The sequence below is a fragment of the Sphingomonas sp. BK069 genome (assembly GCF_014193405.1).
Lineage (GTDB): Bacteria > Pseudomonadota > Alphaproteobacteria > Sphingomonadales > Sphingomonadaceae > Sphingomonas.
Genome location: NZ_JACHZH010000006.1, coordinates 72,497 through 90,304, shown reverse-complemented (window position 1 = coordinate 90,304; position 17,808 = coordinate 72,497). Strand labels below are relative to the sequence as shown.

Below are 17,808 nucleotides of genomic sequence, written 5' to 3'. Positions count from 1 at the left end.
CACTTCGACAAGCTCAGTGGCTCCTCAGCATGAACGGCGAAGGAGCGCGGCGGGCGAAGAGACGCGCGGTGCAGCTGAGATCGCCCCGCTGTTCGCTCACGTCCGTTCGCGCTGAGGAGAGGCTGCGTTCGTCGAAGCCTCGTCTCGAAGCGCCCCTGCCGCGATGAACCCGCTGCGGCGATCCGTCCCTTTCCCCGCCCCCGCGGAGCTTGCGACGCGCTGCGGCGTTGCTATGGCGCAACGATCGTTTCCGCGAAGGATGTGTCATGCGTCGTGTCGTCCTCGTCCTTCTCGCCGCCGCGCCGCTGGCCGCCTGCGCCACCGGGCCGCAGCGCTTCCCGGTCGAGGCGACCCGCTTCCACTATGACGCCGTGGCCGAGCGCGGCACCGTCAGCGTCGAGCCGCTCCAGGGCGCGGGCTCGCCCAGTCTCGAGTACAAGACCTACGCTGCCGCGGTGGAGGCCGAGCTGCTGCGCAACGGCTTCACCAGCCCCGCGCCCGGCACCGCCGCGCAGTATATCGCCACCGTGGGCTTCACCCGAACCGACCGGCCGCTGCCGCCGCGCAGCTCGCCGGTGCAGATCGGGCTGGGCGGGGGCGGCTTCTCGGGCGGGCGGCGCGGTGGCACCGGACTGGGCGGCGGGGTCAGCTTCCCTCTGGGCAAGGCGCGCGAGCGCATCGGCGTGGTAACCGAGCTGGCGGTGCGGCTGCGGCGCGGTCCCAACGCGATCTGGGAGGGCCAGGCGCAGTCGCTCACCGACACCAGCGCGCCCGACGCCGACGCCGACGCCGACGCCAACGCCGTGGCGGCGCGGCTCGCCGCCGCTTTGTTCAAGGATTTCCCCGGCGAGTCCGGGCGCACGGTCGAGGTGAAATGACGCTACAGATCAACGCCGCCTTCGATGGCGGCAACATCCGCGTGGTCGAGCTCCGCGGCGAGGGCGACGACTGGACCTGCGATCTCGAGATCGTCCGCGATCACCAATCCGACTTCTACCAATGGTTCTTCTTCCGCGCCGCCGGGCTGCGCGGCAGGCGGGTGACGTTCCGCATCGTCAACGCCGGCCAGTCAGCCTATCCGTTCGGCTGGCCGGGCTATCGCACCCGCGCCTCGACCGACTTGGCGGGGTGGCGCATGATCGACACGCGCTACGACGGCGGCGTGCTCACCTTCGACTGGACCGGCACCGGCGACCTCGCCTGGTTCGCCTATTTCGCGCCGTTCACGATGGAGATGCACGCGCGGCTGGTGGCGCGGATCGCGGCGCGGCCAGGTGTGACTCATCGGGAGCTGGGACAGACGCTCGACGGCCAGGCGATCGATTATCTCCGCGTCGGCGGCGGTGCCAAGCAGGTGTGGCTGTATGGCCGCCAGCACCCCGGCGAGTCGATGACCGAATATTGGATGGAGGGCGCGCTCGACTGGCTCACCAGCGACGCCGCGGCACCGCTGCTGGCGGCGGCGACGGTCCATGTCGTGCCCAACATGAACCCCGACGGCACGCGCCGCGGCCATCTGCGCACCAACGCGGCGGGGGTGAACCTCAATCGCGAGTGGCATGCGCCGTCGCCCGAGCGCAGTCCCGAGGTGCTGTGCGTGCTGCGCGAGATGGACCGCACCGGCGTGACCTTCGCGATGGACGTCCACGGCGACGAGGCGATCCCGGCGAACTTCATCGCGGGCTTCGAGGGCATCCCCTCCTGGACCGACGCGCATGGCGCCAAATTCTACGACTTCGGCCGGCGGCTGGCGGCGCACAGCCGCGATTTCCAGACCGAGCTGGGCTATGAGCGCTCGGCGCCGGGCAAGGCCAATCTGTCGATGTCGACCAACCAGCTCGCCGAGCGCTTCGGCGCGGTGTCGGTGACGCTGGAGATGCCGTTCAAGGACCACGACCCCAACCCCGACGCCGCGTTCGGCTGGAGCCCCGAGCGCAGCCGCCGGCTGGGCGTCTCGTGCCTCGAGGTGGTCGCGGAGATGATCGACGAGCTGTGAGGGAAGTTAATCCTCCCCGCTTGCGGGGAGGGGGACCATGCGCAGCATGGTGGAGGGGGGCTTCCGCAGGCGCTGCACTGCGGGGAGAGCCCCCTCCACCACTCGCTTCGCGAGCGGTCCCCCTCCCCGCCGTGCGGGGAGGATCGTCAAACGGCCCTCACCACACCGCGCGGCGGTGCAGCTCGCCTTCGCGCTCGCCGATATAGCGGCGCGGCGAGCCGGCGGAGACCGGATCGATCGCCATCGCGACGGTGCGGCGCGCTCGCGCCAATTCGTTGCGTACGCGCTCGTGCGTCGCCGCGCGTGACGTCGTTGCCCCCGCCCCGTTCGCGCGCTTCATGCGCGATCGATCCGGGAGCGACGGGACCAAATTACCGCCGCCGCTCGATCCGCGTCACTTTCGGACGCGGATCGTGGCGACGGATCAGGCCGCGCGCCTCACTCGCCCTGCGCGCGATAGTCCTTCAACTCGTCGCCGATGATGCGCACCACGTGGAGCACGTTGGTCGAGCCGGGGGTGCGGAACGGCACGCCCGCCATCACGATCACGCGGTCACCCGCCTGGGCGATACCCTGGCGCAGCGCGATCCGCTTCGCCTTGGCCACCATCTCCTCGAACGACTCGACGTCGCGCGTCACCACATTGTGCGTGCCCCATAGCAGCCCGAGCCGCCGCGCGGTCTCGCGGTTGGGGGTGAGCACCAGGATCGGCACCGAGGGCCGCTCGCGCGCGATCCGGCGCGCGGTCGAACCCGAGCTGGTGAAGCAGATGATCGCCGCCGCCGACACCGTCGCGGCGATGTTCTTGGCCGATTCCGCCAGCGCGTCGGCGGTGGTGGGATCGGGCCGCGTCACGGTGAAGTGGATGCGGTCGCCGTGCATCGGGTCGCGCTCCACCGCGTCGCCGATCGCGTTCATCATCGCCACCGACTCGACCGGCCAGGCGCCCGCCGCGCTCTCGGCCGAGAGCATGATCGCGTCGGCGCCGTCGTAGATCGCGGTGGCGACGTCGGAGACCTCGGCGCGCGTCGGGGACGGGCTCTGGATCATCGACTCAAGCATCTGCGTCGCGACCACCACCGGTCGGCCCATCCGGCGCGCGGTCTCGACGATGCGCTTCTGCAGCGGCGGCACCGACTGCGGCGGCAGCTCGACGCCGAGGTCGCCGCGGGCGACCATGACGCCGTCGCACATCTCGACGATCTCCTCGAGCCGCTCGATCGCGGCGGGCTTCTCGATCTTGGCGAGCAGCGCGGCCTCGCCCTGGATCAGCTTGCGTGCCTCGGCGAGGTCCTCGGGGCGCTGGACGAACGACAGTGCGATCCAGTCGACCCCCTGCTCCAGCGCGAACGACAGGTCGGAGCGATCCTTCTCGGTCAGCGCCGCCATCGGCACCACCACGTCGGGGACGTTGAGGCCCTTGTTGTCGCTCAGCGCGCCGCCGATCTCGACGTTGGTGACGATGCGGTTCTCGTCATGGTCGGTGACGCGCAGCACCAGCTTGCCGTCGTCGAGCAGCAGGCGCGCGCCCGGCTCGATCGCGGCGAAGATCTCGCGATGCGGCAGTCGCACGCGCGTCGCGTCGCCCGGCGTCGGGTCATGGTCGAGCGTGAACGTGCTGCCGTGCTCCAGCATCACGCGGCCGCCGGCGAACTTGCCGACGCGCAGCTTCGGCCCCTGGAGATCGGCGAGGATCGTCGAGGGGCGGTTGAACTTCTCCTCCAGCGCGCGGATCGATCGGATGATCTGCGCCTTCGAGGCCTGGTCGCCGTGGCTCATGTTGATGCGGAACGCGTCCGCTCCTGCCTGGAACAGCGTCGCGATCATCTCGGGCGTGTCGCTCGCCGGGCCTAGGGTGGCGAGCACGCGAACCTTGCGCGAGCGCGGGGCGATCGTATCGGATGTCTCGGTCACATGCGCCTTCCTGCTTTGCCGCGGACGCCTTAGCGACTAACGCGCCGGGATCAAATCCGGAGATGCAGATGGATCAGCGCGACCCCCTCGACACGCTCGACGACGCGACCGCCGCGGCGGCCTTCCGCCGCCTGGTGCGCCACCTGCGCCACCGCACCGACGCGCAGAACGTCGACCTGATGGGGCTGGCGGGCTTCTGCCGCAACTGCCTGTCCGACTGGATCGGCGAGGCCGGCGGCCTGCCCAAGGACGCCGCGCGCGAAACGATCTACGGCATGCCCTACGCCGAATGGAAGGACCGCCACCAGCAGGAAGCGACTCCGGAGCAGCTGGCGCGGATGAAGGAGAGCGTCGCGCGCAACGCCTGACGGTGGCGCGGGCGTTCAGCTTGACTCCGCGGCCCTGCCCCGCTACCCGCGCCGCTTCGCAATCGCCCCCGCACCCCGGTGAAGCGGCGGGCCTGCGCTTTCCACCTCGTGGATCACGCGGCGCGATGACCGGGACCAACGTTGTACGCCATTGCTTAGGAATATCTGATGTCGAAGCGCAGCAGCGCCAAGTACAAGCTCGACCGTCGTCTCGGCGAGAACATCTGGGGCCGGCCGAAGAGCCCGGTCAACAAGCGCGAGTACGGCCCGGGCCAGCACGGCCAGCGTCGCAAGGGCAAGATGTCGGACTTCGGCATCCAGCTGCGCGCCAAGCAGAAGCTCAAGGGCTATTACGGCGACGTCACCGAGAAGCAGTTCCGCCACGCCTATGAGGAGGCGTCGCGCATGAAGGGCGACACTTCGCAGAACCTTATCGGCCTGCTCGAGCGCCGCCTCGACGCAATCGTGTACCGCGCCAAGTTCGCGCCCACGATCTGGGCCGCGCGCCAGCTGGTCAGCCACGGCCACGTCCGCGTCAACGGCGTGAAGTGCAACATCGCGTCGCGCCGCTGTGACGTCGGCGACGAGATCACGCTCGGCACCAAGGCGCAGGAGATGGCGCTGGTGCTCGAGGCGCAGCAGCTCGCCGAGCGCGAGGTGCCCGACTATGTCGCTCCCGACGGCGCCGCGAAGGTGTCCTTCATTCGCGTGCCGACGCTGGACGAGGTGCCCTATCCGGTGAAGATGGAGCCGAACCTTGTCGTCGAGTTCTACTCGCGCTGACCTGACCCATCCGTCGCCCCGGTATTGCCGGGGTGGCGCGGGAGAGCCGTCGCTCTCCTCCAAGACCCCGGCCGCGTGCCGGGGTTTTTCGTTGGGGTAATCTGCTCCGGCGAACGCCGGAGTCCAGGGCCGCACGCGTCGCGCTCGTGGCTCTGGGCTCCTGCGTGCGCAGGAGCACGCCGTCGCCACCTTAGCGCGGCCGCCCTGCCCGCAACCAACCCGACCCGCTCTCGTTCTCCGTCCACATCGATAGGAGACCCAAGATGGCGGACGCCAACACCGACCCGACCAAGCTCAAGCACGACCTGTGGCAGAGGATGGCGGACAGCCCGTTCGTGATGGTCGGCGCGGCGGACGGTTCGTCGCACAGTGAGCCGCTCACCGCGCAGCTCGACAAGGATCAGGTCGACACGCTGTTCTTCTTCGTCGGCAAGGACAATCGGCTCGCCGGCGGCGGACGCGTGATGGCGCAATATGTGTCCAAGGGGCACGACTTCTTCGCCTGCATGGACGGCGAGGCGCGCATCGACAACGATCCCGTGCTGATCGACAAGCTCTGGAACAAGCAGGCCGAGGCCTGGTTTCCGGGCGGCCGCGAGGACCCCAACCTGGCGCTGCTGCGCGTCGACATCGACAGCGCCGAACTGTGGGAGAGCGACATCTCGCTCTCGGGCCGCGTGAAGATGCTGTTCGGCGGGACGATCAAGGCGAGCGAGTCGGGCAGCCACGCCAAGGTGGCGACGACGGCGGAGAGCTCGCCGGCGTGACCCTAATCCTCCCCGCTCGCGGGCAGGTGGCAGCGCGATGCGCTGACGGAGGAGGCTCTCCCCCCATGGGGCGGCTCGTTTGAGGCGGCCCCCTCCACCACTCGCGGCGCGAGTGGTCCCCCTCCCCACGAGCGGGGAGGAGCCTATCTAAGCAAAAGGGGCGCCCGGTTCGCACCGGGCGCCCTTCTCGCGTCAGCCGCTCGGCGCGACTTACGCGCTGTAGTACATGTCGTACTCGACCGGGCTCGGGGTCATCTCCCAGCGCGCCACGTCCTGCCACTGCAGCTCGACATAGGCCTCGATCTGATCCTTGGTGAACACGTCGCCCTTCAGCAGGAAGTCGTGGTCGGCCATCAGCGAGTCGAGCGCCTCGCGCAGCGACGCGCAGACCGTCGGCACCTGCGCCAGCTCGGCCGGCGGCAGGTCGTACAGGTTCTTGTCCATCGCCTCGCCGGGATGGATCTTGTTCTGGATCCCGTCGAGACCCGCCATCAGCAGCGCGGCATAGGCCAGGTACGGGTTCGCCATCGCGTCGGGGAAGCGGACCTCGACGCGCTTGCTCTTCGGACCGGTGCCGTAGGGGATGCGGCACGAGGCCGAGCGGTTGCGCGCCGAATAGGCGAGCAGCACCGGGGCCTCGTAACCCGGCACCAGCCGCTTGTAGCTGTTGGTGGTCGGGTTGGTGAAGGCGTTGATCGCCTTGGCGTGCTTGATGATCCCGCCGATGAAATAGAGGCAGGTGTCGGACAGGCCGGCATAGCCGTTGCCCGCGAAGAGCGGCTCCTTGCCGTTCCAGATCGAGAAGTGGGTGTGCATGCCCGAGCCGTTATCTTCCTTGATCGGCTTGGGCATGAAGGTGGCCGACTTGCCATAGGCATGCGCGACCTGGTGCACGACGTACTTGTAGATCTGCATGCGATCGGCGGTGGTGGTCAGCGTGCCGAACGTCAGGCCCAGCTCGTGCTGCGCCGCCGCCACCTCGTGGTGGTGCTTGTCGCACGGCAGGCCCATCTCGATCATGGTCGAGACCATCTCGCCGCGGATGTCGACCGCCGAGTCGACCGGCGCGACCGGGAAATAGCCGCCTTTGGCGCGCGGGCGGTGCGCGAGATTGCCGCCCTCATATTCGCGGCCGGTGTTGGTCGGCAGCTCGATGTCATCGATCTTGAAGTAGCTGGTGTTGTAGCTGTTCTCAAAGCGGACGTCGTCGAACATGAAGAACTCGGCCTCGGGGCCGACATAGACCGTGTCGCCAATCCCGGTGGTGGCGACATAGGCCTCGGCGCGCTTGGCGGTGGTGCGCGGGTCGCGGCTATAGCCCTCGCCGGTCGACGGCTCGACGATGTCGCAGAACACGATCAGCATCGGCGTCGCCGAGAAAGGATCGGTGTAGACCGCGTCGAGGTCGGGCTTGAGAATCATGTCCGACTCGTTGATCGCCTTCCAGCCGGCGATCGAGGAACCGTCGAACATCAGGCCGTCGGTCCACTCGTCCTCGCCCATGACCGAAGCGACCATGGTGAGGTGCTGCCACTTGCCCTTGGGATCGGTGAAGCGCAGATCGACCCACTCGATCTCCTCGTCCTTGATCTTCTGCAGAACGTCTGCGGCCGTGTTCGCCATGATGCTTCTCTCTCTCGCAGGTGCGCTCCCCGAACGTTGCCGGGGCACGCGGTAACAGGGACGCCCCGGCGTGCGGCCGGGGCGATGGGATGTCAGATCGCGTCGTTGTCGCGCTCGCCGGTGCGGATGCGCAGCGCGGTCTCCACCGGAATCACGAAGATCTTGCCGTCACCGATCCGGCCGGTCTGCGCCGCGGCGGCGATCGCCTCGACCACGCGCTCGGCGAGTCCGTCCTCGACGACCACCTCAAGCTTCACCTTGGGCAGGAAGTCGACGACATATTCTGCGCCGCGATACAGCTCGGTATGGCCCTTCTGCCGCCCGAAGCCTTTGGCCTCGGTCACGGTGATGCCGCTGACGCCGATCTCGTGCAGCGCCTCCTTCACCTCATCCAGCTTGAACGGCTTGATGATCGCCTCGATCTTCTTCACGCGATTGACGCCCCACCTCGGATGAAAGACCGATACCCCGCGAGGTACCTTGCACCGACCGTGCCAGCCGCGGACGCTCAGGGCAACCCAGTGCGGCGACCGACCGGGCCGTCGGCGCGCCTGCCCGAAAAACGGGCAAACACCCGCCGACTGCCACCGCTTTGAGCAACCCGACGCAGGCCAATTTGTTAAGCGGCAGGGGGATAAGGGGCGACATGCGTAACTTCCGGTTGTCCTGGATCTTCGGCGTGTCGTCGCTCTTGCTGCTGCTCGGCGGCTGCGGGGGTGGTGGCGACGGTGGCAGCAGCACGGCGAACACCCCCGCCGCGGTCGTGGTGACGCCGGCCACCGCACCCGCTCCCTCGCCGACGCCGAGCCAGACGCCGCAGCCCACCCCCACCCCCACGCCGGTCGCTGCCGATCCCGCCTCCCCCGCGCCGACCGGCAGCTGGGCGGCACGCGCCGCCGCGCTCTTCACCAGCCAACCCGACGTGCCCGATTGCCGCGCCGGTGTTCTGGCCGACAGCGTGCGCGCCGACGTGCTCGCGCGGCTCAATGCGATCCGCGCGCTCCACCGCCTGCCCGCGGTGACCTATTCCAGCGCCGACGACGAGCAGGCGACCCAGGCGGCGCTGATGATGGCGGCCAACGGCCAGCTCACCCACACGCCGCCGGCCGACTGGAAATGCTACACCGATACCGGCTCGACCGGCGCGGGAACGAGCAACCTCTACGGCGGCCTGATCTCGCCTTATCTCGCCTACTATACCGAGGACATGTATCTCGGCGGGTGGCTCACCGAGACGACCAACCTGGTCGCCAACAACGTCGGCCATCGCCGCTGGATGCTCGATCCCTTTCTGGGCAAGATCAGCTACGGCCGCGTCGCGCAGGTGCTCGCGGACGGCAGCCGCACCGACGCGGCGGCGATGAAGGTGGTGTCGTTCACCGGCGGGGTCACGGCGCCGGGCGGGCTGCCGCCGTACGTGGCCTATCCCTACGGCGACTATCCGGCGCGCTACTTCGACCCCGCCGCGCTGCTATCCTTCTCGGTGATCGCCGACGCGACGCGGCGCGGCGGCGCCAACGCGCAGGTCGATTTCTCCAAGGCGACGATACGGGTGGCGAACGGCGACACGGCGCTGACGGTGTCGAACATCAGCTTCGACAACACCGGCTACGGCGTGCCCAACAACATCCAGTTCGCGGTCGCGGGGCTGGCCAACGGCGTGACCTACACCGTGACGATCGACGGCGTGACGGTGCGCGGCCAGCCGCAGAGCTACAGCTACACCTTCCGGATCGTGCCGTAGCCGGGCACCCGACCTGCCGCGACGGGCATTCGCCCGGCTCATGCCGGGCACGTCCCTGGCTAAATCAACCGGAACCACTCCAGATCAACGCGAAGCCGCGACGCGCGTGTCAGGTTGCGCGCATGTTTCCGGACGCTTCCCTGCCCGCACGGCCGTTGCTCCTGCTCGCCGAGGCCGAGCCGTTCCGCGCCGACTATCTCCGCCACGCGCTCCACGACGCCGGGGCGCAGCTGCTCGGGCCGGTGCGCTCTGTGACGGAGGGGCTGGCGCTGCTCGCCAACCTGCGCGAGCGCCCGGCCGCCGCGATCGTCAACCTGCGGCTGAGCGATGGAAGCGCGCTGCCGCTGCTCGACGCGCTCGACGCCGGCGGCGTGCCGCTGCTGCTCATCGGCGAGGCGGGGATGGCACCGCCGCCGCATCTCGCTGCGCGCCCGTGCCTGCTCGCACCTTTTGCCTCCTATCAGATCGTCGATGCCGTCCGCGCGCTGCTCGTCGCGATGAGGCCGCTGTCACCCGCACCCGCATCAGTAGCCGAGAGCGCTCGGCATGGCTGACGCCACCGAGCCGACGCCCGGCGCCACTGCGCTGTTGATCATCGACATGATCAACGACCTCGACTTCGATGGCGGCGAGCAGCTCGCTCCCGCGGCCATCGCGGCGGCGGACCGCATCCGCGCGCTGCGCGACCGCGCCGACGCGGCCGACGTGCCGGTGATCTACGTCAACGACAATTTCGGGCGCTGGCACGCCGAGCGATCGAGCATCGTCGACCATTGCCGTCGCGAGGGCAGCCGCGGCGCCGCGCTGATCGACGCGCTCCGCCCGCGCGAGCGCGACTATTTCGTGGTGAAGCCGCAGTTCTCCGGCTTCTACGCGACCAACCTGCCGGTGCTGCTGCCCCAGCTCGGCGTGAGCCGGCTGATCCTGACCGGGGTCGCGGCGGACATCTGCGTGCTGTTCACCGCCGCCGACGCGCACATGCGCGACTATGACCTGTGGGTGCCCGAGGACACAGTCGCGAGCGAGCGGAGAGAGCATCTCGACTGGGCCTTGGAGCTGATGCGCAAGAGCATGTGCGCGGAGACCGCGGCGAGCGACGACCTGAGCTTGGAGACGTGGTTGGCGCGGGCCGACACCTGAGCTGCGCCCGCCACCCGGAAGATCACCCGCTCAATAGTTCGGCCACAGCCCCGGCGTGGCGATCTCGAGCACATGGCCGTCGGGATCGTTGAAATAGACGCTGCGCCCGCCCGCGGGCCAGTGGATCTCGCTGAGCTCGCCCACCCCGTTCGCCCGCAGATGATTGCGCCAGGCGTCATAATCCTCAGCCGCGGTCTTGAACGCCATGTGGAGCGGACCGGCGCCGTCGTGCCCGGGGATATGCCCCTGTGGCGTGTCCTCGCCCGCGGTCGACTCGCCACGCGCGAAGATCAGCAGCACGCTGCCGCCGCCGGCGTCGAACGCGGTGAGCCGCTCCTCGTCGCGCAGGATCGTCAGCCCCAGCACGTCGCGGAAGAAGGCGATCGAGCGCGCCTTGTCGTCGACATACAGCGCGGTCTCGAGCACCCCGTTGAGCTGCGGCATCATCGTCTCCCGTGGTGCGGCGCTCAGGCGCCGCCGCTACGCTCAACGACCAGCCCGACCGCGGCGATCCGCCTCACTCTATTCCGCCCCGCTCGCGGCTCAGGCGGCGCGCGCGGGGAGCGCGGCGGCGGCTGAAGCCTGTTCGGCGAGTGCTTGCTCCAGAGGTCGCAGCAGCAGCAGGTTGCGCACCGGCGGCTCCCGCCCCGCATCGCCGTGGCGCAGGTGCCACTCGCCGGTCGCGCGATCGATCAGCAGATCGAGCGCGGCGCGGATCAGGTCGGGTACGTAGGTGGGCGTCGCGGCCCGCGGCGTCGGCGGCCGGTCGGGCGCGAACAGATCATCGGCGACGGCAACCAGCGTCGCGGGCGTGCGGCGCCGCGATCGCGGCGGTTCATCACCCCAGCTCGCCTCGATTCGCAGGCGCGGACGTGTCGGAGGCGAGCCGCCGCCGCGCGGGTCGCCCTTGAGGTCGACCACGGCCCAGGCCTCCGGCGAGTCGTCATCGCGCTCCCCGAAGACCATAGGGATCGCGCGCTGCGCGCAGGCTGCGGCGAGATGCGGCGCGAGCGCGTCGTCGCGTCCGAGCACCAGCAGCGGCGGCACCGCCACGCGCGCGACCTCCTGGTACGGCCGCTGCGCCGACATCGGTGCGGGGCGCGGCACCGCGGCATAAGCGAGCCGCTCCGACCGGCGCCACCAGCCGGGCACGTGCGCCAGCGGGTCGCGCGCGCTACCCGACACCAGTGCGCGCAGCAGCGGCACCATCGCCGTCGCGCGCGGCACGCCGGAGGAGACGTCGTAGACGCCGGGCTCGTACCATCCGCCGCCGGTCAGCAACGTGTTCCACCCCTGGCTGCCGAGCAGCGACCAGCACGTCACCGCCCGCAAGTCGACGCCCTCGGCGCGCAGTGCCACGGCACCGTCCCACGCCTCGGCCATCCAGCGCATCTGCTCCTCGCGCGTGCAGCCGTTGTGCACCTCAGTCACCGCCAGCGGCAGCCGGTAGCGCGCCCAAGTCTCGCGCAGCACCCCCACCAGCCCCGGCGCGCCGGGCTGGAGCGCGCGTACCGCCTCGACGTCGGCGTAGCGCTGCCGCCCGTTGCCGCCGTGCGTGTGAGCGGGATAGCGCGCCACGCGGTGATCAAGGAAACGATCGCTGGTGAGGTAATGGTTCACCCCGATCACGTCGGGCGGGCACGGCGCCGCCGCGAGGGCGTCGAGCCGCGCGGCGAGGCCGAAGTCACTCAAGCGCGCGTGCAGCGGATGACCGGGCACGACTCGGCCGCACAGCAGGTCCCACGTCGCCCAGCGGCGGACATTGTCGAACGCCACCTGATCACGGGTGGCGACGGTGCCGAAGCTGCGGCCCAGGTCCTCGGTCTGGATCAGCCGTGCCCGCGGGCTGACCGAGCGGATCGCGGCCATCGCGCGCGCGGTGCCGTCGACCTGGTTGACCAGCGCGCGCCAGAAGTCGCGCTCTTCGACGCGGTGCGGATACCAATGGCCGTACAGCGCGGCGAAGCGCGCGGTGGTGAGCGGCTCGTTGACCGGGGTCCAGTCGTCGATCCACGGATAACGCTCGGCGGTGGCGCGGGCGTAATCGGCGAGCAGCGCGGGAAAGTGCTCGTCGAGCAGGTCGGTGTAGCGCGGACCCGAGCCGTGATGGACCAGCCCCGCGATCACGCCGACGCCGCGCGCGCGCAGCCGCTCCAGCCGCTGATCATACCAGCCATAGTCGCGCGACTCCGGCCGCTCCGGCGCGACGCTCTCCCAGTGAATCGGATAGCGCAGCGCGCTGATCCCGAGGTCGGCGATAAGATCGATGTCCTCGGGGCGGTCGCGATGGCCGAGCAGCGCGAATTGATCGACGTAATGGTCGCCGACACGATTCACGGTACACTCCAGGCCGCCCCACAGCTCGAGTTCGCGCATGCTCCGGCTCCTCTGCCCGATCGTGCCGCCAACGTCCGGGCCCGCGCGCCGTTGCCTCGCCAGCGCAAAATCGCCGTCGACACTCCAAAGCAAACCTAGGTTTATCAGATACTTACACTGGAACATGCGGCTATGTTGCTGAGTTTCCCAATGTGTCCGAACCATCGGGAGACTCCTCCGTGACCCTGCCCTCGCCCCCCCTGCCGCACCAGGACAGCCGTGCGACCGCTAGCGACGACGAGGGCACGCTGATCTGCTTCAGCCACCTGCGTTGGGATTTCGTCTTCCAGCGACCGCAGCATCTGATGAGTCGCTTCGCGCGCGCACGGCAGGTGCTGTTCTGGGAGGAGCCCATCGTGACCGCGGCGGACGCCGGGCCGCGCGTGGAGCAGCGCCGCTGCGCCAATACCGGGGTGACGGTGTGCACCCCGCACCTTCCCGCCGGTCTCGCCGGCGACGCGGTATGCGCGACGCTGCGCGACCTGCTCGACGCGATGATGGCGGCACCGCGCGGCCCGGTGGTGCGCTGGTATTACACGCCGATGATGCTGCCCTTCTCCGAGCATCTCGCCGCCGATTGCATCGTCTACGACTGTATGGACGAGCTGTCGCAGTTCAAGAACGCGCCGCATGACCTGTTGCCGCTCGAGCAGCGGCTGCTCGACCAGGCCGATCTGGTCTTCACCGGCGGCCACAGCCTCTATGAGGCGAAACGCGAACGTCACGACGCGGTGCACGCCTTCCCGTCGAGCGTCGACGTCGCGCATTTCGCCGCCGCGCGCGCGCCCGGCGCGACCCCCGCGGACCAGAGCGACCTGCCCGCGCCGCGGCTCGGCTTCTACGGCGTGATCGACGAGCGGATGGATCTCGGACTCCTCGCCGCGCTCGCTGACGCGCGCCCCGACTATCAGATCGTGATCCTTGGCCCGGTGGTGAAGATCTCACCCGACGACCTACCGCGGCGCGCCAACCTCCATTATCCCGGTGGGCGCGGCTACGCCGAACTGCCCGACTATCTGCGCGGCTGGGACGTGGCGCTGATGCCCTTCGCGATCAACGAGGCCACGCGCTTCATCAGCCCGACCAAGACGCCCGAATATCTCGCCGCCGGCCGCCCGGTGGTGTCGACCCCGGTGACCGACGTGGTGCGCAGCTACGGCGACGTGCCGGGCGTGTTCGTCGCGGCCGAGGCGCCCCAGTTCGCCGCGGCGTGCGACGCCGCGCTCGCGCTGGCGCGCGCGCCCGAGCGCTGGCTGCCGCAAGTTGACGCGCTGCTCGCACGCGGGTCGTGGGACCAGGTCCAGAGCGAGATGGCCGCGCTGATCGACGCCGCGATCGCGCGCGGCAGCCACGTCCAGCCGATCGTTTCTCCGGTGGCCTGGCCGGTGACGAAGCGCGAGCGCTACGACGTGATGGTGGTCGGCGCCGGCTTCGCGGGCGCGGTGATGGCCGAGCGGCTCGCCGCCGGCTCGGGCAAGCGCGTGCTGGTGGTCGATCGCCGCCCGCATGTCGCCGGCAACGCCTATGATCATCTCGACGCGGGTGGCGTGCTGATCCATCAATATGGCCCGCACATCTTCCACACCAACTCAAGCGAGATCGTCGACTATCTGTCGCGCTTCACCGACTGGCGCCCGTATGAGCACCGCGTCCTCGCCGACGTGCGCGGCACGCTGGTGCCGATGCCGATCAATCGCACCACCCTCAACGCGCTCTACGGCCTGGCGCTGGAGACCGAAGCGGAGGCCGCCGCCTTCCTGGCCAACCGCGCCGAGCCGGTCGACGTGGTGCGCACCTCGGCCGACGTGGTAATCTCCGCCGTCGGGCGCGATCTCTACGAGACCTTCTTCCAGGGCTATACGCGCAAGCAATGGGGGCTCGACCCGTCCGAGCTCGACAAATCGGTCACCGCGCGCGTGCCGACCCGGACGAACACCGACGACCGCTACTTCACCGACAGCTTCCAGGCGATGCCGCGCGACGGCTACACGCGCATGTTCGAGCGGATGCTGGACCATCCCAACATCGACGTGCTGCTCGGCGTGGACTACCATGAGGCGCGCGACGCCTATCCGCACGACCATCTCGTTTTCACCGGCCCGATCGACGAATATTTCGGCTACCGCTATGGCCAGTTGCCGTACCGCTCGCTGCGCTTCCAGCACGAGACGCTGGAGCAGGAGTGGCACCAGCCGGTCGCGGTGGTGAACTATCCCTCGCCCGACGTGCCGTACACCCGCGTGACCGAGTACAAGTATCTCACCGGGCAGCAGGCGCCCAACACCAGCATCACCTACGAATATCCGAGCGCCACCGGCGATCCCTATTACCCGATCCCGCGCGCGGAGAACCAGGAACTGTTCAAGCGCTACGAGGCACTCGCCATCGCCGAGGCGGGCGTGAGCTTCGTCGGGCGGCTGGCGACCTATCGCTATTACAACATGGACCAGGTCGTCGGGCAGGCGCTCGCCACCTACCGCCGGCTGGCGGAGCGCTGGCGCGAGCCCGACGCGCCGCGGGTGGAGCCGCTGCTCCGCCCCGCGGCGGCCTGATCGGCGTGATCAGAGCAGCAGGCGCAGCGCCAGCGAGGTGGTGCGGCCGTTGATCGCGCGGGCGCGGACGATGCCATTCGCCGGGATCGCCGCGTCCTCGGCTTCGGTGAAGCCGAGCTGGTCGAACAGGTTGTTGCTGTTGACCGACAACTGCAGCCGCTCGCCCAGGTGCCAGGTGGCGAACGCGCCGACCGTGGTGAAGGCGGGCAGCTTCAGCTGGTTCGTGTCGTCGGTGAAGCTGCTGGTGGTGCCGACGACATTGGCGCCCAGCTCGATCGGCCCCAACGCCAGCTCCGGCGTCGCCTGGTAGATGAAGCGTGCCTGGCGCCGCGGGACATTGCCCACCGTGATCGGCTTGATCTGGTCGGCGACAATCTTGGAGTCGGTGTAGGTGCCACCGGCGGAGAGGCGGAAGACGCCGAGATCGAGACTACCTTCGCCTTCGACGCCGTGCGCGCGATACACACGGTCGACGAACACGCCGGGATGCGTGCTCTCCGCATTCTGCTCGCCCGTCTGCGCCCAGAAGCCGGTGAGATCGAGCCGTGTACCGGCCCGGCGGAATTTGAACCCGCCCTCGACCTGCTCGACACGATCGACGGCTGCGTTCGGCTTGGTGAGTCGCCCGGTCACCAGGCTCATGTTCGCGGGATTGAACAGCAGCCGGTCGGCGTTGGTGCGCCCGCCGCGGCTGTAGCGCGCGAAGATGGCGAAGGGCTCGGCCAGGCGGAAGTTGATGCCCGACGAGTAGGAGAGATAGTGCCAGTCGTAATCGACCGGTGCGGAGAAGCCGGCCGGAAAATACGCTACCCGCTCCTCCGCGGGCGCGATCACGCCGTCGCCGTTCATGTCGCGCGACGTCAGCGGGATCGGCTTGCCGTACAGGTCGGACCCGGCGATCAGCCCCTCGGCGTGGCCCAGATCATAGCGGAGGCTCGCGCCGATCGAGACGCGGCCGAGCTTGTAGTTCAATGAGCCGAACGGTGCGTTGGTGAAATAATCGACGCGATGTCGGCGCCGGCAACAATCGCCGAAGAAGCTGGCGCCATAGCCGTACACACCCTCCTGCGTCTGTGCCACACCATCGGCGTCGAGCACGTCGACCAGCGTCGCGTTACCGCCGCCGCGCACCTCCATCACGCGCGACGCCCACAGCCAGTCGGTGTGGATATCCTGCCGCGAATTGTACAGGCCGAGCGTGCTGGTCAGCTCGCCGGGGCCGATCGGGTCGACGCGGCTGCCGCGCAGATCGTTGAAGACGTTGCCGAGATCGTTGAGCTTGGTGTTGAAGACGATCATCCGCGCGAGCAGGCCGTTGCCGCCACTCAGCGCGGTCGGGTCCGTGATCGGGACACCCGCGTTCGGGCCGGTGGCGTAGCGCAGCGTGCCGGCGGGCTTGACCATCGTAGCGGCGATCTCGCTCGCCGCGCCGACGCTCTCCGGGAAGTCGCCGCCGATCCGCCCGCTGATATGGCTGTAGCGGAAGCGGTCGATCACGGTGAAGCCGGCGAGCGTCGCCTGCGCCTCGACGCCGAACGACTGAACCGTCGAGCGGCGGCCGTGGCGCTCGTCATAGACGCTGTAGCGATTGTCGCCGTTGAGCGTGGGCACGCGCAGCGCGTAGCGCGAGAACAGCGCGTCGTGGGCGATGTCGAAACCCGGCAGGCTCTGATAGTGCGGCGAGGCGTCGCTGCCGGTCACGCGCACCGGGTTGGGCGCATAGCCGACCGCGCCGTCGTCGAGCACCTTGCCGTACAGCCGGACATAGCCGCCCGCGAACTCGCGGGTGAGGTTCAGCTTGAACTGGCCGCCGCGGTTGCCGTCATAGCCGATCCGGCGCGGCCCCTCGCCGACACGGACGAAACCGCCGAAATGATAACGCCAGTCGTCGCCCAGCCGCCCGCCATAATCCACGTCGAGCCGGTGCTCGCCATAGTCCAGGCCCTCGAGCAGCTGGACCGCGCCGCCCTCGGTCTCGCCGGTCTTGGAGATCAGGTTGATCACGCCCCCGGGTGAATTGGACGCGAAGGTGGAGGCGGAACCGCCGCGGATCGAGGCGATCGCGGCGAGGTTGAGATCGGCGCGCATGAACATGTCCGCGTTGGCGAAGGCGATGTCGCCATATTCCAGCACCGGCAGGCCGTCCTCTTGGAGCTGGAGGTATTTGCCCCCGCCGGTCGCCATCGGCAGGCCGCGGATCGAGAGGTTGGCGCCGCCCTCGCCGCTCGAGCTCTCCGAGCGAATGCCGGGGATGTTGCGGAACACCTCGGCGAGCGAGCGCGGCGCAATCTTGTCGATGTCGTCGGCGAGCAGCTGGCTGGTGGAGACCGCGGTGTCGAGCCGGTCGCGCCCGCGCGCCACCGCCGTGACGACCACGTCGCGGTGCGGCGTCTCCGTCGCGCCCCGCTGGTCGGAAGCGGTCGTCTCGACTGAGGGCGTGGTCACGTTCGTCGTGGCCTGAGCGAACGCGTGCGCGGGCACGACGATCGACAACGGCGCCGCCGCCGCGAGGAGGAGGGTCTTGAAACGCATGATATGTCGTCCG

The 17,808-nt window shown here is 69.3% G+C and carries 16 protein-coding genes; 9 read left to right on the top strand and 7 right to left on the bottom strand.

The features are described from left to right. Positions 1-266: 266 nt before the first annotated feature. The gene (locus tag FHY02_RS17345; protein ID WP_183924548.1) at positions 267-878 is read left to right on the top strand and encodes a hypothetical protein; all 612 of its coding nucleotides are present in this window, start codon (positions 267-269) and stop codon (positions 876-878) included. Further along, positions 875-1,996, top strand: coding sequence for a carboxypeptidase family protein (locus FHY02_RS17340; RefSeq protein ID WP_183924546.1), 1,122 nt, complete (start codon positions 875-877; stop codon positions 1,994-1,996). The genes FHY02_RS17345 and FHY02_RS17340 overlap by 4 nt, the downstream gene beginning before the upstream one ends. Positions 1,997-2,153: 157 nt before the next feature. Here the strand turns inward: FHY02_RS17340 and FHY02_RS17335 are convergent, their stop codons facing one another. Both FHY02_RS17335 and pyk read right to left on the bottom strand, forming a co-directional pair. Continuing rightward, a complete protein-coding gene (locus FHY02_RS17335; protein WP_183924544.1) occupies positions 2,154-2,336 on the bottom strand; it encodes a hypothetical protein in 183 nt (60 codons plus the stop codon). A 98-nt stretch (positions 2,337-2,434) separates the two neighbouring features. Continuing rightward, positions 2,435-3,910, bottom strand: a complete 1,476-nt coding sequence (gene pyk, locus FHY02_RS17330) for a pyruvate kinase (protein WP_183924542.1) — start codon at positions 3,908-3,910, stop codon at positions 2,435-2,437. Between the two features lie 68 nt (positions 3,911-3,978). Between pyk and FHY02_RS17325 the strand changes: the two genes are divergently transcribed. The 3 genes from FHY02_RS17325 (at position 3,979) to FHY02_RS17315 (ending at position 5,828) form a co-directional block, all read left to right on the top strand. Beyond that, positions 3,979-4,278, top strand: coding sequence for a DUF1244 domain-containing protein (locus FHY02_RS17325; RefSeq protein ID WP_409314215.1), 300 nt, complete (start codon positions 3,979-3,981; stop codon positions 4,276-4,278). Positions 4,279-4,446: 168 nt separating this feature from the next. Then, positions 4,447-5,061: a 30S ribosomal protein S4 gene (gene rpsD / locus FHY02_RS17320; protein ID WP_183924538.1), complete on the top strand. Its 615-nt coding sequence runs from the start codon at positions 4,447-4,449 to the stop codon at positions 5,059-5,061. Positions 5,062-5,324: 263 nt separating this feature from the next. Next, on the top strand, positions 5,325-5,828 hold the full coding sequence (locus FHY02_RS17315; RefSeq protein ID WP_183924530.1) for a pyridoxamine 5'-phosphate oxidase family protein: 504 nt from the start codon (positions 5,325-5,327) through the stop codon (positions 5,826-5,828). Between the two features lie 210 nt (positions 5,829-6,038). On the opposite strand, the gene glnA is transcribed toward FHY02_RS17315, so the two are convergent. Beyond that, on the bottom strand, positions 6,039-7,451 hold the full coding sequence (gene glnA / locus FHY02_RS17310; protein WP_183924528.1) for a type I glutamate--ammonia ligase: 1,413 nt from the start codon (positions 7,449-7,451) through the stop codon (positions 6,039-6,041). 92 nt (positions 7,452-7,543) lie between these two features. Beyond that, the gene (locus FHY02_RS17305) at positions 7,544-7,882 is read right to left on the bottom strand and encodes a P-II family nitrogen regulator (RefSeq protein WP_132910351.1); all 339 of its coding nucleotides are present in this window, start codon (positions 7,880-7,882) and stop codon (positions 7,544-7,546) included. A gap of 215 nt (positions 7,883-8,097) precedes the next feature. Here FHY02_RS17305 and FHY02_RS17300 point away from each other — a divergent pair, with 215 nt between their 5' ends. From FHY02_RS17300 to FHY02_RS17290, 3 genes are all read left to right on the top strand, one after another. After that, positions 8,098-9,195: a CAP domain-containing protein gene (locus FHY02_RS17300; RefSeq protein ID WP_183924526.1), complete on the top strand. Its 1,098-nt coding sequence runs from the start codon at positions 8,098-8,100 to the stop codon at positions 9,193-9,195. 122 nt (positions 9,196-9,317) lie between these two features. Beyond that, positions 9,318-9,749: a hypothetical protein gene (locus FHY02_RS17295; protein ID WP_183924524.1), complete on the top strand. Its 432-nt coding sequence runs from the start codon at positions 9,318-9,320 to the stop codon at positions 9,747-9,749. After that, positions 9,742-10,335, top strand: coding sequence for a cysteine hydrolase family protein (locus FHY02_RS17290; RefSeq protein ID WP_183924522.1), 594 nt, complete (start codon positions 9,742-9,744; stop codon positions 10,333-10,335). The genes FHY02_RS17295 and FHY02_RS17290 overlap by 8 nt, the downstream gene beginning before the upstream one ends. Before the next feature lie 30 nt (positions 10,336-10,365). Here the strand turns inward: FHY02_RS17290 and FHY02_RS17285 are convergent, their stop codons facing one another. Continuing rightward, the gene (locus tag FHY02_RS17285; RefSeq protein WP_183924520.1) at positions 10,366-10,779 is read right to left on the bottom strand and encodes a VOC family protein; all 414 of its coding nucleotides are present in this window, start codon (positions 10,777-10,779) and stop codon (positions 10,366-10,368) included. Positions 10,780-10,878: 99 nt separating this feature from the next. Continuing rightward, complete coding sequence (locus FHY02_RS17280) at positions 10,879-12,711, bottom strand: family 1 glycosylhydrolase (RefSeq protein WP_183924518.1); 1,833 nt, start codon at positions 12,709-12,711, stop codon at positions 10,879-10,881. Positions 12,712-12,890: 179 nt separating this feature from the next. Between FHY02_RS17280 and glf the strand changes: the two genes are divergently transcribed. Next, positions 12,891-15,263: a UDP-galactopyranose mutase gene (gene glf, locus FHY02_RS17275; RefSeq protein ID WP_311731873.1), complete on the top strand. Its 2,373-nt coding sequence runs from the start codon at positions 12,891-12,893 to the stop codon at positions 15,261-15,263. A gap of 9 nt (positions 15,264-15,272) precedes the next feature. On the opposite strand, the gene FHY02_RS17270 is transcribed toward glf, so the two are convergent. Then, positions 15,273-17,795: a TonB-dependent receptor domain-containing protein gene (locus FHY02_RS17270; protein ID WP_183924516.1), complete on the bottom strand. Its 2,523-nt coding sequence runs from the start codon at positions 17,793-17,795 to the stop codon at positions 15,273-15,275. Positions 17,796-17,808 lie beyond the last annotated feature (13 nt).

Bases quoted from the DNA above. Each gene is read 5' to 3' on its own strand.
- FHY02_RS17295 (WP_183924524.1), top strand. From the start codon at position 9,318: ATGTTTCCGGACGCTTCCCTGCCCGCACGGCCGTTGCTCCTGCTCGCC.
- FHY02_RS17270 (WP_183924516.1), bottom strand. From the start codon at position 17,795: ATGCGTTTCAAGACCCTCCTCCTCGCGGCGGCGGCGCCGTTGTCGATC.
- FHY02_RS17315 (WP_183924530.1), top strand. From the start codon at position 5,325: ATGGCGGACGCCAACACCGACCCGACCAAGCTCAAGCACGACCTGTGG.
- rpsD (WP_183924538.1), top strand. From the start codon at position 4,447: ATGTCGAAGCGCAGCAGCGCCAAGTACAAGCTCGACCGTCGTCTCGGC.
- FHY02_RS17290 (WP_183924522.1), top strand. From the start codon at position 9,742: ATGGCTGACGCCACCGAGCCGACGCCCGGCGCCACTGCGCTGTTGATC.
- FHY02_RS17340 (WP_183924546.1), top strand. From the start codon at position 875: ATGACGCTACAGATCAACGCCGCCTTCGATGGCGGCAACATCCGCGTG.
- FHY02_RS17300 (WP_183924526.1), top strand. From the start codon at position 8,098: ATGCGTAACTTCCGGTTGTCCTGGATCTTCGGCGTGTCGTCGCTCTTG.
- FHY02_RS17325 (WP_409314215.1), top strand. From the start codon at position 3,979: ATGGATCAGCGCGACCCCCTCGACACGCTCGACGACGCGACCGCCGCG.
- FHY02_RS17285 (WP_183924520.1), bottom strand. From the start codon at position 10,779: ATGCCGCAGCTCAACGGGGTGCTCGAGACCGCGCTGTATGTCGACGAC.
- FHY02_RS17335 (WP_183924544.1), bottom strand. From the start codon at position 2,336: ATGAAGCGCGCGAACGGGGCGGGGGCAACGACGTCACGCGCGGCGACG.
- FHY02_RS17280 (WP_183924518.1), bottom strand. From the start codon at position 12,711: ATGCGCGAACTCGAGCTGTGGGGCGGCCTGGAGTGTACCGTGAATCGT.
- glnA (WP_183924528.1), bottom strand. From the start codon at position 7,451: ATGGCGAACACGGCCGCAGACGTTCTGCAGAAGATCAAGGACGAGGAG.
- FHY02_RS17345 (WP_183924548.1), top strand. From the start codon at position 267: ATGCGTCGTGTCGTCCTCGTCCTTCTCGCCGCCGCGCCGCTGGCCGCC.